Origin of the sequence: Staphylospora marina, from assembly GCF_003856495.1 — a bacterium.
Classification (GTDB): domain Bacteria; phylum Bacillota; class Bacilli; order Thermoactinomycetales; family Thermoactinomycetaceae; genus Staphylospora; species Staphylospora marina.
Window position 1 is genome coordinate 1,969,660 of record NZ_CP034118.1, and the last position, 13,956, is coordinate 1,983,615.

Annotated in this window: 9 protein-coding genes; 2 read left to right on the top strand and 7 right to left on the bottom strand. The window is 58.9% G+C overall.

The features are described 5' to 3' along the window. Nucleotides 1-433: 433 nt before the first annotated feature. Nucleotides 434-808: a DUF423 domain-containing protein gene (locus EG886_RS09750; RefSeq protein ID WP_124727961.1), complete on the top strand. Its 375-nt coding sequence runs from the start codon at nt 434-436 to the stop codon at nt 806-808. An 8-nt stretch (nt 809-816) separates the two neighbouring features. Here EG886_RS09750 and EG886_RS13755 read toward each other — a convergent pair whose 3' ends face one another. The 7 genes from EG886_RS13755 to EG886_RS09780 all read right to left on the bottom strand — a co-directional run bounded on the left by EG886_RS13755 (nt 817) and on the right by EG886_RS09780 (nt 13,074). Further along, nucleotides 817-987, bottom strand: a complete 171-nt coding sequence (locus tag EG886_RS13755; protein ID WP_164491770.1) for a hypothetical protein — start codon at nt 985-987, stop codon at nt 817-819. Between the two features lie 137 nt (nt 988-1,124). After that, entirely contained in the window at nt 1,125-3,089 is a 1,965-nt protein-coding gene (gene tkt / locus EG886_RS09755) for a transketolase (protein ID WP_124728748.1), read from the bottom strand. Nucleotides 3,090-3,253: 164 nt separating this feature from the next. Next, complete coding sequence (gene dtd / locus EG886_RS09760; RefSeq protein ID WP_124727962.1) at nt 3,254-3,694, bottom strand: D-aminoacyl-tRNA deacylase; 441 nt, start codon at nt 3,692-3,694, stop codon at nt 3,254-3,256. Between the two features lie 37 nt (nt 3,695-3,731). Beyond that, a complete protein-coding gene (locus EG886_RS09765; RefSeq protein WP_124727963.1) occupies nt 3,732-5,885 on the bottom strand; it encodes a RelA/SpoT family protein in 2,154 nt (717 codons plus the stop codon). A gap of 247 nt (nt 5,886-6,132) precedes the next feature. Continuing rightward, a complete protein-coding gene (locus EG886_RS09770) occupies nt 6,133-6,483 on the bottom strand; it encodes a hypothetical protein (protein WP_124727964.1) in 351 nt (116 codons plus the stop codon). Between the two features lie 76 nt (nt 6,484-6,559). Then, nucleotides 6,560-9,895: a UvrD-helicase domain-containing protein gene (locus EG886_RS09775; protein WP_164491771.1), complete on the bottom strand. Its 3,336-nt coding sequence runs from the start codon at nt 9,893-9,895 to the stop codon at nt 6,560-6,562. After that, entirely contained in the window at nt 9,895-13,074 is a 3,180-nt protein-coding gene (locus EG886_RS09780) for a PD-(D/E)XK nuclease family protein (RefSeq protein ID WP_164491772.1), read from the bottom strand. Before EG886_RS09780 ends, EG886_RS09775 begins: the two co-directional genes overlap by 1 nt. Nucleotides 13,075-13,427: 353 nt before the next feature. Here EG886_RS09780 and EG886_RS09785 point away from each other — a divergent pair, with 353 nt between their 5' ends. Beyond that, on the top strand, nt 13,428-13,799 hold the full coding sequence (locus EG886_RS09785; protein WP_124727967.1) for a group I truncated hemoglobin: 372 nt from the start codon (nt 13,428-13,430) through the stop codon (nt 13,797-13,799). Nucleotides 13,800-13,956: the final 157 nt, after the last annotated feature.

A 13,956-nucleotide genomic window follows, 5' to 3' on the forward strand; every position in this document is an offset into this window, starting at 1 on the left:
TTCCCGTGGTACCACCCTGGTTGGAAATCCGTATGGCCGGACTTCCCACTCATTGCCCCGATATCGCCGGGGATCGCGTCCAAGTCTACTGACCGATCGTTCGATGCGGCGTTCGGTTGGAACCTCCGGGTGTCTTTCCCCGATGCGTGACACGGAGAACCTCTCAGCCCACGGGTTCTCCTCTCTGGTTGTCCGTTTAACGGGTACTTTTCCCTTCCTCGGTCTGTGTATTCCGCTGTGAATTCCGAAGTATTTAGTTTCATATTCTACTCAGGGTCTTTTCCTTTGTCAACGGATCCACGTCAAGTTTTTTCACGGGGATTCCCGAAATTCACCGGTTCCGAAAAAAGCACAGGTGACCGCCCGGGTCCCCTTGCCGCCCGGAACTGTGGTATAGTGAACGATGAATCAACCATTGCGGGAGGATCGGTACATGAAAACATTCGTCCTCTTGGGAAGCGTCAACATGGCGCTGGCCATTGCCCTGGGTGCTTTCGGTGCGCACGGCCTGGCCGGGAAGATCACCGAGAAATTGCTGGCCAACTGGAACACGGGCGCCCATTATCACCTGATTCACGCCCTGGGACTGATCGCCGTGGGAATCCTGATCGGCAAATCCGCACAGGCAGACTTGTTGAACACGGCCGGATGGCTGCTGTTTGCGGGAATCATCCTTTTCTCCGGCAGCCTGTACGCGATGGCGCTGACAGGCGTCAAAGCACTGGGAGCCATCACTCCGATCGGCGGCGTATCGTTCATCATCGGGTGGGTGCTGGTGGCCGTCCACGCCGTGAAACATCTGAACTGAACCGGGGATCAATCCAGTCGGAAGTCCGGATGCACATAAGGACGGGGATGCAGGGAGAACCGAGACGGTTGCGGTTTTCGCCTTGGATCATCCGGCGGCACGGATCGCTCGGAGGGATCGGCGAAACCGAACAGGTTCATCTGCTCCTGAATGTGTGTTTCCTCCGGGGAACGACGCATGAACGGTCAACTCCTTGGGATGAGGTTCTGCTCCTCTCCATTCTGCCCGTTTGACCGGCCGCTTACACGGAAGCAGGCCTCCCCCCGAACACCCCCGAACGGAAAAAGCGACAGGCGCATGGCCTGCCGCTTTTCGTTTATTGGCGCAAGACCGCTTCCATGGTCTTGACCACATTGTCCACGTGAAAACCGAACTCTTTCATCACCCGACCGCCCGGTGCCGACGCGCCGAACCGGTCGATGCCGATGACCGCTCCCTGTTCACCCGTGATTCGTTCCCAACCTGCGGGATGAGCGGCTTCAATGGCCACCCGGGCACGAATGTGCGGAGGAAGCACTTCATACCGGTATTCCTCATCCTGAGCTTCAAACAGCTCGCGACACGGCATGCTGACCACCCGGACGCGAATGCCCTTCTCCAACAGCTTGTTCTGGGCTTCCAGGGCCAGCGCCACCTCGGAACCGGTGGCCACCAGGATGCCCTGCGGTTGTCCGTCCTGCGCCTCGGACAGGATGTAAGCTCCTTTTTCGATGAGCTCTTTTCCTTTCCCCGCAGGTGCTTCGAGCACCGGCAAGTTTTGGCGGGTGAGCACCAGCGCGACCGGATGTTCCCGCTGACTGAGGGCGTATGCCCAGGCAGCGGCGGTCTCGTTCGCATCGGCCGGACGAATCACCACCAGCCCCGGGATCAGGCGAAGCGACGGAATGTGTTCGACCGGCTGGTGCGTCGGACCGTCTTCCCCCACCGCGATGCTGTCATGGGTGAACACGTAAATGACCGGCAATTTCGAGAGAGCCGCCACGCGAATCGCCGGGCGCAGGTAGTCGGAAAACACCAGGAAGGTTCCTCCGTACGCGCGAAGCCCCCCGTGCAGCGCCAATCCGTTCAGAGCCGCTCCCATCGCGTGTTCCCGGACTCCGAACCAGATATTGCGGCCGGCCGGATGTTCCGCCGTGAAATCCCCTGCGCCTTTCATCAAGGTATTGTTGGAGGATGCCAAATCGGCCGAACCGCCGACAAGCAGGGGAACGCTTTCCGCCAGGCTTTGAAGCACCTTGCCGGACGCGGACCGGGTGGCAACGGGCTTTTCCTCCTTGCCGAACACCGGCAGGCTGTCTTCCCATCCTTCCGGCAATTCTCCCCGCATCGCCTCGTTCAATTGACGGGCCAGCTCCGGATAAGCCTCTTCATACCGGTGAAGTTTCGCATTCCATTCCGCCTCTTTTTCGGCGAGACGGGCCCGGATGCCTTCAAAGTGAGCCTTCACTTCATCCGGAACGGTGAAGGACTCTTCATGCGGCCATCCGTATGCTTTTCGCACTTCGGCCACCTCGTCGCCGCCCAGCGGCTTGCCGTGCGCTTCCGAAGTGCCGGCGCGATTGGGGCTCCCGTAGCCGATGACGGTCTTTACCTCGATCAGCGTCGGACGGGACAGATCCGCCTTCGCCTCGCGGATGGCCCGGCCGATCGCCGCGAGATCATTGCCGTCCTCCACGCGCAGCACTTGCCAGCCGCATGACTCGAAGCGTTTGGACACGTCTTCGCTGAACGAGAGCGACAATTCTCCGTCCAGGGAAATGTCGTTGGAATCGTACAACACGATCAACTTTCCGAGTTTCAGGTGACCCGCGAGCGAAACGGCTTCCGCCGCCACTCCCTCCATCAGGTCCCCGTCACCGCACAGCACGTACGTGAAGTGATCGATCACCTCATGACCTTCCCGATTGAAACGCGCGGCCAAATGGGCCTCCGCCATGGCCATGCCGACCGCGGTGGCGATGCCTTGACCAAGCGGACCCGTGGTCGCTTCCACGCCGGGCGTGTGCTTCACTTCGGGATGGCCCGGAGTGAGCGACCCCCATTGGCGAAACTGTTTCAAATCTTCCATGGAAAGTCCGTATCCGAACAGATGAAGAAGCGAGTAGAGAAGCGCGGACCCGTGTCCGGCCGACAAAACGAACCGGTCCCGGTTGAACCAGGCGGGATTGGCCGGGTTGTGATTCATGTGACGGGCCCACAACTCGTATGCCATCGGGGCGGCCCCCATCGGCAGACCGGGATGTCCGGAATTTGCCTTTTCAATCTGGTCGATGGAGAGCATGCGGATGGTGGAGATCGCCAGTTGGTCGAGCTGGGTCACTTCGGTTCCCCCTTTACCCTGTCTGCGTAAAATCCAATGGATAATATAGCATACCCCAAATTTCGTCCGGGTTCCAGCACAAAAACGCGGCCTTTTCCCCGTGAAAAAGGCCGCGTGCCGCCGTTTCAGCGGCTTTCCAGAATCAGCGTGACCGGTCCGTCATTGATCAGCGATACTTCCATCATGGCACCGAACCGGCCCGTTTCCACCCGAACGCCGTACTCCCGCAGCATGTCATTGAACCGGTCGTACAGCCGGAGGGCTTCTTCGGGACGGGCCGCTTCCATGAAATTGGGCCGCCGTCCCTTTCGGCAGTCTCCGTACAGGGTGAACTGGGAAACGGACAGGATCGCCCCGCCGACATCCAGCAGGGAGCGGTTCATCTTGCCGTGGTCATCCTCAAACACCCGCAGGTGAACCGTTTTTTCGGCCAAATATCGCAGATCTTCCTCGGTGTCCCCGTGGGTGAATCCGACCAGAAGCAGATGTCCTTTTCCGATGGCTCCGGTCACCTGTCCGTCCACGGTCACTTTGGCTTCTTTCACCCGTTGCAGGACGATGCGCATCGACGTTGTCTCCTCTCTCCGTCACGGTCTCTTTTTGTCACTGCGTGATGCGTCTGACGCTGTAGATGTCACGAACCCGTTTGACCCGTTCGACGACGGACTGAAGGTGATTGATGTTGCGGATCCCCACGCGGATGTGAATCGATGCCATGCCCCGTTTGTCACCGCGGGCGACCACGGCCGACAGGTCGGTCTTGGCGTCGCTGACGGCTTGCAACACTTCGCTCAGAAGCCCCCGGCGATCGAACCCGGAAACCTCGATGTCCACCTGGTAACTCTTTTCGGTGGGATTGTCCCATTCCACCTCGATCCTTCTTTCGTCGGGGACCGTCTTCAAGTTGGGACAATCGGCGCGGTGAACCGTCACACCCCTTCCCTGGGTCACATATCCGTCGATCTCGTCCCCGGGCACGGGATTGCAACAGCGGGACAGGCGAATCAGGAGATTGTCCACCCCTTTGACCCGTACGCCGAAATCGGCGCGACGGCTGCGGGTGGGAAGGGATTTCACCTGGGGCAGCACGACCGGCTCTTCCGGCTCTTTCAGATCGTTGGTCAGGCGATGCACCACCTGTCCGACCGAAATCCCTCCGTAACCCACGGCCGCAAACAGATCATCCGCCTCGTTGAAATTGAACTGGCGCGCCACTTCGCCTACACGGTCGGCCGTCATCACCTCGTTCACGTTGAAGTCGTGCTTTTTGAGCAGTTGCTCCACCATTTCCCGACCTTTTTCCATGGCCTCTTCCCGGCGCTGTTTCTTGAACCAGGCACGAATTTTGTTCCGGGCGTGAGAGGTTTTGACAATCTTCAACCAGTCCTGGCTCGGTCCGTAACTGTGCTTCGAAGTGATGATCTCCACGATGTCGCCGGTTTTCAGGCGGTAATCCAGGGGAACGATCTTGTTGTTCACCTTGGCGCCGATGCAACGGTTGCCGATCTCCGTGTGGATCCGGTACGCGAAATCGAGCGGAACGGAACCGGCCGGCAGTTCGATCACATCCGATTTGGGTGTGAAGACAAACACCGTGTCGGAGAAAAAGTCCATCTTCAGGCTTTCCACGAATTCACGGGCATCCCGGGATTCCTGCTGCAGCTCCATCATTTCCCGGAACCATTTCAGCTTGTCTTCGAACCCGCTGTTGTCCACCGTGGTGCCTTCCTTGTACGCCCAGTGCGCGGCAATCCCGTATTCCGCCGTGCGGTGCATCTCCATCGTGCGAATCTGCACTTCCACCGGCTCCCCTTTGGGGCCGATCACGGTGGTGTGGAGGGATTGGTACATGTTGGCTTTCGGCATGGCGATGTAATCCTTGAACCGGCCGGGCATGGGTTTCCACAGGGTATGGATTACGCCCAGCACCGCGTAGCAGTCACGAACGGTTTCGACGATCACCCGCACCGCCATGAGATCGTAGATTTCATTGAATTCCTTGTTTTGGGTGACCATTTTTTTGTAGATGCTGTAAATGTGCTTGGGTCTGCCGGAAATGTCCAGCATGGCGATGTCGGCATCATCCAGACGCTCCCGGATCACCCGGATGATCTCCTCCAGGTGCTGTTCCCGCTCCGCCCGTTTTTTCTTCATGAGATGAACGATACGGTAATATTGCTGCGGATTGATGTAGCGAAGCGACAAATCTTCCAGTTCCCACTTGATCCGGAAAATTCCGAGCCGATGGGCGAGCGGGGCGAAGATTTCCAGCGTCTCCTGAGCCGTCCGCCGTTGCTTGTGTTCCGGCACGTACTTGAGCGTTCGGAGATTGTGCAACCGATCCGCCAGCTTGATCAGGATCACCCGGATGTCCTGGGCCATGGCCACGAACATCTTTCGGTGATTTTCGGCCTGATGTTCTTCGGTGGATTTGAATTTCATGTGCTTTTTCAGTTTGGTCACTCCGTCCACCAAATGGCGCACGGTTTCTCCGAAGTGTTTTTCCACGGTGTCCAGCGTGACACCCGTGTCTTCCACCACGTCATGCAACAGGGCGGCGATCAGGGTGGACACGTCCAGTTTCAGGTCCACCAGGATCCGGGCGACGGCCACGGGATGGATGATGTAGGGTTCCCCCGATTTCCGGAATTGCCCCCGATGCGCGTCCTCCGCAAACCGGTAGGCTTCCTCCAGCCTCGCAATGTCCTCTTTCGACAAATATTCACTCGCGGATTTCAGAAGTTCCTCCATAGGCATGTTCCTCACACCCGTACTTTCGATGTCTGATGTCCCGGCTTTCCGCGCCGGGAATCCGGGCTCCGGCAACGGTCGAACGCCAAATTTTCCTATTATTATTACCCATCCGGGGCATGAAAGTAAAGAGTCGGAAAATTGGACCTTTGACGAAGTTTGTATGTCCCCGTGCGGATGGCGGACAAAAACGAAAAGGGGTTTGACGCTCCCGGACACCCCCGGAAACGCAAACCCCTTTCAAACAGTCCGTTCATTTTCTGACACGGGAACTCATGAAGCCGCCGGTCTGTTTGCGAACGGCCAACCAGACGCCGCTCATGATGACGGCGGCCACCGTCAGCATCACATAGGTCAGTTTCTCTTCGGAAAACATCAGGAACACGGGGCCCCCGATGACTCCGGCGTAGGAAACCCATTCAAAGCTGGCGAGGAGAAGTCTCCACACCTTTTGGAGATATTCCCTGAGCACGAGCTCTCGCCCGCTGAACATTTCGCGGAACAGAAGCACGACGAGACCGAACATCCAGATGAAGAGCGAAATGAGAAAAAGGCGGGCGAATCCCATGACGAATGCGGAAAATCCATCTTGAATCGATTCCACTTGCGGACCTCTCCCTTACGAAAATCAATTGGGCGGGATCTGCCTCTTCCCATGATAGTCCATCCCCCGGCGTTTGTCATCCTTCAGCGGCGGCACCGTCACACAACCAGTTCCAGGGGCAATGGAAGCACCGTTTCCCCGGTCGCGGTTCCCATCCGTCCTGCTCCGTGGACGTCCGGAGCTTCACGGCGGTTTCCTCCAGCATTTCCTCCGCGCGTCCGATCCACGTTGCGTCAACGTCCCAGGATCGCTCCAGCCCCGCTCCCACGAACCAGAGAGACGCGCGGACAGGCCGGATGTTTCTTTGCGAGGCCGCCAATGCGTACAGCATCAGCTGGGGCATGTATTCCCGTGCCGTCTCTTCCAGCGTTTCGGGTGTCACCTGATCGGTCTTGTAGTCGATGATTTCCCAATTCCCCCGGGCATCGCGGATCAGGCAATCCATCACCCCGATGATCGTAAGCCCCCGGGTGGTGAACGTGAATCGTTCTTCCGTCCGGCATTCGGAACTGTTTCTCACCCGCGCGTACCATTCCCCGAACGCAAATCTCCCGATGAACGGGCGAATCTCTTCCAGTGCCGCCTTTCTGTCCTCCGGGGCGATCTCTTGTTCTTCCAAAGCCTGCAACGCGAACCGCTCCCAAGTTTCCGGTTCTCCCCCCGATTCGGCGAGCAGTTCGAACACGCGATGAACGACCGTTCCCCGTTCATTGGGGGCGAGGACTCCCGGTTTTCCCCCGGTCGGGTTCGGCTCTTCGCCGCCGGCGCCCAGTGCGGGAACGCCGATCACCCTTCCGTAATAATATCGACGGGGGCAGTTGACCATTTCTTTCCATTCGGTGACGCTCATCTCCAGAAGGTCACCCGGGGTCAGGCCGCGGCGGAGAAAAAACGGCGGGGAATCCGGCTCCTCCTCCGTTCCGGTGATCCCTTGAAACGGATCTTCGCCTTTTGCCAATCGATCGAGCGGGGTTTCCTGCCGGCTCCCGGCGGACACATCGGGGGCCGGACCGGTCAACCATCGGATGGGAAGAGCTCCTTCTTCATACATCCACTCCCCGGTGTCGGGATTGATGTTGTCCGCGCCCAGTGACGCCGACAATCCTTCGATCCACGTCTCCTCCTTTCCTCCTTTTTTTGTCCCCCCTCTCACCCCGCTGAGCACCAATCGCGATTCCGCCCTCGTCATCGCCACGTACAGAAGCCGGAGCGACTCTTCCCGCTCGAGCCTCTTTCGCCGCTCTTCCGCCGATGTAAAACGCTCCACCGTATTCCCCTGACCGTCCTTCAGATTGACGACCAGTCCCCGCTCGTCACACACGAACAGATCAAGCCGGTTTCGGCCGGGTTTTCGGGACAGATCGGGGACGAATACCACCGGAAATTCCAATCCTTTTGCCTGGTGAATCGTCATCAGCTTGACACAGTCGCTGTCCTCCGACTCCACCGCCGCTTCGTTTTCCCTCTCCTGTTCCCGGGTCAGCCACTCCAGCCGATCCAGGTAACGGGAAATCGACCATCCGTCCATCCCTTCGAGCCGATCCGCCTGTTCGAGAAGCTTGTTCAGATTGGCCACCGTCCGCTTCCCTTCGGGGACGGCCCACGCCGTGACGGTGTATCCGCTCTCTTCCAATACCATCCTGAGCAAGTCGCCGATCCGCATCGTCCCGGCCAGTTGCCCGGCTTTTTGGAGCAAGACGGCGAACCGGCGAAGCTTTCGCCGTTCCGCCTCGTCCAGGTCCGGCCGTTCGGCCCATCGTTCGGGCCCTTCCCGCCAGGCGGCTTCCAGGGCAATCCGGGTGACGGTTTCATCGGAAACGGCGCAAAACGGTGACCGGAGAACGCCGACCATCGCCGCCCGATCCTCAGGGTTGACCAGCAGCCTGAGGAAGTGCTTCACATCATGGATTTCCTGCCGGTCATAAAACCCCCTTCCTTTCACCACGAAATACGGAATGCCAAGTCGGGCCAATTCCCGTTCAACCTTTTTGACATGGGTCATCGCCCGGAACAGGACCGCCATCTGCCCCGGTCGCACGCCCTCTTCCCTGATCATCCGGTCGATCCGCCGGGCGAGCATCGCCGCTTCCAGATCCCGGTGATCCCATCCGGGAAAACGGGGATCCGCTTTCGGCACGTCGATCCATTCCGCCACATGGGACGGTGAAGATCCGCGGATGCCGGCTTCGGCCGGAACATATCCGTTCGGTGCCTCTTCGTTCATGAGCTTGCCGAACACGTTGTTGCAGAGCTTCACCAGCTCCGGTTCGGAACGGAAATTGTGCCGCAGGAACACTTCGGTTCCCTCCGGCGAAGCGCAGATCTCCTCCCGGGTCCGGTGAAACACGGTCACGTCGACACCGCGGAACCCGTAGATCGACTGGTTGGGGTCCCCCACCACGAACAGTTTGCCGGGTCTGAAAGAACCGTCATCATCCCGACCCAAAAGATCGATCAGCTTTTTTTGCAGCGGACTGGTGTCCTGATATTCATCCACCATCAACCAATCGATGCCTTCCCGGATTTCCCTGCGGATTTCCGGATGTTTTTCCAACAGCCCGCACACCCGGGACTGCATTTCATCGTAATCGATCGCCCCGTCGGCTTGCTTGCGCTCCGCGTACAGCCGGAACGCCGCCTCGATCACGTCAAAGATTTCTTCGAGCAGGATCCGCTCCAACCGGGCGGCCGGAAATTCCCGCTTTCCAAACGCATCCTCCGTTGGTTCCGGAACCCTCACCGATCCTTCCCGCTCCGCCCGGTCCGACGAAAGTCGTTCCCGCATGTCCAGATCGGACATGGTTTTTTCCCGGAGCGCAGGAACGTCCATGCCCTTGGTGAGCAATTCGGCCAAGACACCGGTGAGCCGGTTCACGCTGCCCGACCATCCGATGTCCACCACCCAGCTTTCCAACACCCCCGTCGATTCACCGGTTGCGGACAATCGGGCGGCAAGCGCTTCTTCCACCGATTCGGTCAGGCGTCTTCCGCTTTCCGCTTCCTCCAGCACGACGGGATCCGGATCGATCCCCGCCTCGACCGGATAACGACGCAGAAGTTGCAAGCAAAACGAATGAATCGTGGTGATCCGGGCTCGCTCCATCTCGCCGAACAGGCGATGCCAGGCCGCGGCCCGCACATCGTCTCCGGCCTGACGCATGCGCCGGGCCCGGACGGACACCTCTTTGCGAATCCGTTCCTTCATCTCGGCGGCCGCTTTCTCGGTGAACGTGATGGCCACAATCCGGTCCAACATTCCGGGATCCTGGTTGTGACGTTCCAGGATGGCGAGATACCGCTCCACCAGCACCCGGGTCTTTCCGGATCCGGCACCGGCCTGCACGATGCAGTTTTTGTCCAGACAATTCGCCGCCTGCCACTGTTCGGACGTGAGTTCCGCCACTTTGATCATCACTCGGCCCCCTCTCCCGCCATTTTCCGGAGCATCAACCGGTTCAGGTCGATCCGGCAGAGATGTCTCTGTGAACAGTAAGTCGAACATCCGTCCGACGGCTCCACCCGGAAATCTCCCTCCAACGCTTTCTTCCATTCCCGGAAGAGGAGCTGTTTTGCCTGCTCCAGCGTGTCTTCCCACCGGTCTTCGGGAATGCATTTGGCACGTTGGATGATGCCGGCCTCTTTGGCCGCATCTCTCCACAATCCCCAGTTCCGGTCCTTGACCGTCCAGCACCCGGATCCGCACGGTTCCGGAGAATCCGGTTCCAGCTCACGAAAGGCCCACAAATCGGCGAAAGCGCGGATCCTGCGCCCCTGAACCAGTTTTTCTTTCGGGACATTGCCGGTGTCCACCCGGTAATGGAACAGCGCCGGGGTTCCGTCCTCCGACACGTCGACCCGGTCAATCGTTCCGGTCAAGCGGATGACCGACCCGTCATCCACGGGAAGATCCCATTCATACCGGAGGCGGACCCGATGAGGCGGCAGGTGGTTGCCGCGATCCTTTCGCCATTTGGCTTCCTTTTCCCAAAGTTCGCGGAGGTTTTTCAAAAACCGCCTCCGTCCCACGCTCAAGGCGGCACCGAATGCCCCCGCCCCCTCCTCATGGCTCCATCCGTCCATCACCTCTTCGGCCACGCCCACCAGGCGATTCCAACCTGTTTCCTCGCAAAACCAGTCTCCGAATTCGCTTCCGTACCGCTCGAAAAACCGGGTCATCGTCCGGGAGAGCCAGATGCTCTGCACCGCCTTGCCGACCTCTTTGAAAGTAAATCCGGCAGGCAAGGCCTCCCACACCTTGTCCGCCAGGAACCGGAAACGGCATTCGATCAGCCGGTCCAGGTCTTCAGGCCGCCACCGGAGAACCTCCAACCGCTCCCGCAAACGCCTTTGCAAATCATCGGACAGTCGGATCCTCCCGTCAAACGGCGTCCATTCCGGAGAATGCCTGGCTCTGGCTGCCGCGGCGCGATCCAGGAACACCTGCCAGGTTTCCGGCCACAGCTTCGTCCATACCTTTTTCACCGTGGCCACCCGCAAGCGATCTTCATCGCCGAGGGACGGTTCCGCCAAACGACTGATCGCGAATTCGGCCGCCCGCGCGGGCGTGAATGCCGCTTCCCACGAGACGGGACCGGACCGTTCGGATACGTCAATGTTTTGAATCTCCACTTGCTGTGCCACTTGCAACACTTCTTCCAGGTACGGGGACGGAATCAGCTTGCGACCCTCGTCGTCCTGGGTGGGCATTGTGAGCACGAGCTTTTCCCCGGCGGCCGTCAGGCTCATGAAAAATTCCACCCGCTCCCTGTCCCTGTGTTCCCCGGACAGGATCAAACGCACTTCTTCCTTGCGAAGTGCCTTGCGCTCGTTGTCGGGGAGCAGCCAAAAGTCCTGGTGAACCCGGGGCCAAATCCCGTCGGCGGCTCCCAACAGGAACACCGCCCGGAAACGGTCCCCGCGAACATCGGGCGCTTCCAACACGTGCACCCCTTGCCTCTCCGTCCGATTCAGGGCGATCCGGCTCCCTTTGGCTCCGTCCGCGAGCAAGGCGGCAAAACGATCCGCATCCATGCTCCTGAGAGGTGCCAACCGGGCCAGCTGCTTCCATTGGGCAGCCAAATGTTTCAATTCCCGGTACACCGCCATCTCCTCGGCCGCCTGTTTCAACAAGCGCCCGTCTTTGGCCATTTCCCGCCAACGCTCCCGATGACAGAGCGGCTCCGTCCATGCTTGGAACCACTCCGCCCAAGTGTTCGGATCGGCCGAATCCGGGATGCTGTCGATCCAATCGCAAAGTGCTTGAATCGCCGTTTCGGCCTCCTGCCATTTCAACAGTTCCGCCTGCGCCGTATCCCGCTCCGGCGAATCGGGGTCCTCCGCTTTCCGGCGGAGTTCCCGAACCTCATCTTCCCATCTCCGCCGAAGCTCGTCCGGCATACGGGGAACCGGAGGACGCAGCAGACGCTTCCGCACCGGCGCCAATTTCGCAGACCAAGTGAAATACGACGTTCCGACCAACTCTCTCAAAGCGGACGAATCACCGGATTTTGTCCGGAACGCCTCCAGCAGCAGCCGGAGCATCGGATGCGCATGCATGTCCTTCCCCGTTTCCCCGCGTGCCGGAATGCCGGCCCGCTCCAGTTCCCTGAACAGAACGGGACCGTACAGACGCATGCTCGGCACGATCAGCGCCACCTCGGAACAATCCGTTCCCGTCTCCCGCAACCAGCGCTTCAATCGCACGACCGCCGCCTCGACTTCCGCTGTCATTCCCGGTGCACGGATCACTTCCAGTGCATCCCGCCCGGTACGGGGCAACGGAAAGTCCAAAAAGACTTCTTCACACAGATGGGCAAGAAACGGATGCTTGCCATGATGATCCATCGGATCGCGACTGACATAAACAGGCTGAAATCCCCTGGACATCAGTCGCTTCACGATCGATTCCGCCATGCCCCGCAGCAACGGGCGCCGCTCGTCCATCATGACATGGAAGAAAATCTCCACTTCCGTGACCAGAGCCGTCAGCAACTGTTCCTGAAGCGGGTTGAGATCATGGAAATGTTCCAACACGAGCCGCTTCGGGCGGCGAATCCCCGGTTCCTTCCAGCGGCGTGCCAGCTCGAAATACGGTTCTTCCTGATCCCACCAACCGTACCGATGCAGGAGCTCTTGGTAGGTTTCGTAAAACGCGGCCAATTCCGCGTACCTGACCGGACGATCCTTCCACAGTTCCAAGAGACGCCCCGGTGTGACTCCGGAACGCTTCAACTCACCGATCGCCCCCTCCAAAGCGGCAAACCATCCCGATGGTCGCCGGAGCGCCCCGTCCAAAAACCGGAGGGAACCCCGCTTTTCACGAAGCTCCCACAATGCCTGCTCAATCAGCAATCTTTGCTGAGGGCGGGTCATCAAGGGTCTTTTGCCGGCGGTGCCGAGACACCACCGGACAAACCGGTCAAAGGTCATGCATTGGACATCTTCGTTTTCAAGCGTCCCGATCATGCTTTTCACGTGCCGGGTGCCCGGCAATATGTATACGGTGGTGCTTCCCGGTTCCGGGTCGACGGAACGCAGTCCCATGCCCCTCCCGGACCGTGTCACGGGATGAAGACAGATCCATCCGGCCACGATTTGGGTCCTCCTTGCTTCGCTGGATTTGACGATACTTTTCAGAATCCGCAAATGGAATGATGCCATACCCGGCACGGGTATTTCAATATGAAAGAATGCCTTGCCCCCGGGAGGAAAAAGGAGGAAATTCGGCGAATTTACTGGAAATCTTCCACAAATCACGAAATCGGGAGAATGTTCGCGATTATACGATTTTATCCGACAAACCGGAAAATGACACATCATTTCGGGAATAGTATAATGATGGAACCCTCTCCCTTGCGCGTTTGATTCTGAAAATCAATGGAGAAACATCCAGGACCGGATTCATCGCCCAACTCCTCTGCACAATACGAAACGGAGGTTTTGAATTGTTAAGGAGTACGAAGAGCACGTTGTATGAAAAGATGGGGGGAGACGAAACGATTCGCGCGGCCGTCCACGATTTTTGCAACCGCATGTTGCTGGATGACCGGGTCAACCACCACTTCATCGGCATCAACGTCGACTCACTTCGCAAGAACATGACCACCTTCTTCATGAGTTGGGCCCTGAACGGAAAGCCGTTTGACCAGTTCTCCCTCCGAAAAGCCCATGCCGGCCTGAACATCACCTCCGAAGAGTACAACATCGCCGTGAAACATATGGTGGAATCCCTCCGCACCTGCAACGTGGACCTGGAAGACATCGCCCGGGTCGAAGCCTATCTTCGATTCATCAAACCGCACATCATCCACAAATGAACATCCCGTCCGTGGACGAACGAGCCCGTAAAACGCTGTCATTTCGCTCGACGGTCCCCGGACGGGTTGAACTTGTTCCGTAAAAGGCCGGTTCCGTTTCCCGCTTCGCCGAATCGAACCAAAGCGCATGCGGGAAACGGAACCGGCCCATGACTGG

Bases quoted from the DNA above. Each gene is read 5' to 3' on its own strand.
- EG886_RS09750 (WP_124727961.1), top strand. From the start codon at position 434: ATGAAAACATTCGTCCTCTTGGGAAGCGTCAACATGGCGCTGGCCATT.
- EG886_RS13755 (WP_164491770.1), bottom strand. From the start codon at position 987: ATGCGTCGTTCCCCGGAGGAAACACACATTCAGGAGCAGATGAACCTG.
- tkt (WP_124728748.1), bottom strand. From the start codon at position 3,089: ATGCTCTCCATCGACCAGATTGAAAAGGCAAATTCCGGACATCCCGGT.
- dtd (WP_124727962.1), bottom strand. From the start codon at position 3,694: ATGCGCATCGTCCTGCAACGGGTGAAAGAAGCCAAAGTGACCGTGGAC.
- EG886_RS09765 (WP_124727963.1), bottom strand. From the start codon at position 5,885: ATGCCTATGGAGGAACTTCTGAAATCCGCGAGTGAATATTTGTCGAAA.
- EG886_RS09775 (WP_164491771.1), bottom strand. From the start codon at position 9,895: ATGATCAAAGTGGCGGAACTCACGTCCGAACAGTGGCAGGCGGCGAAT.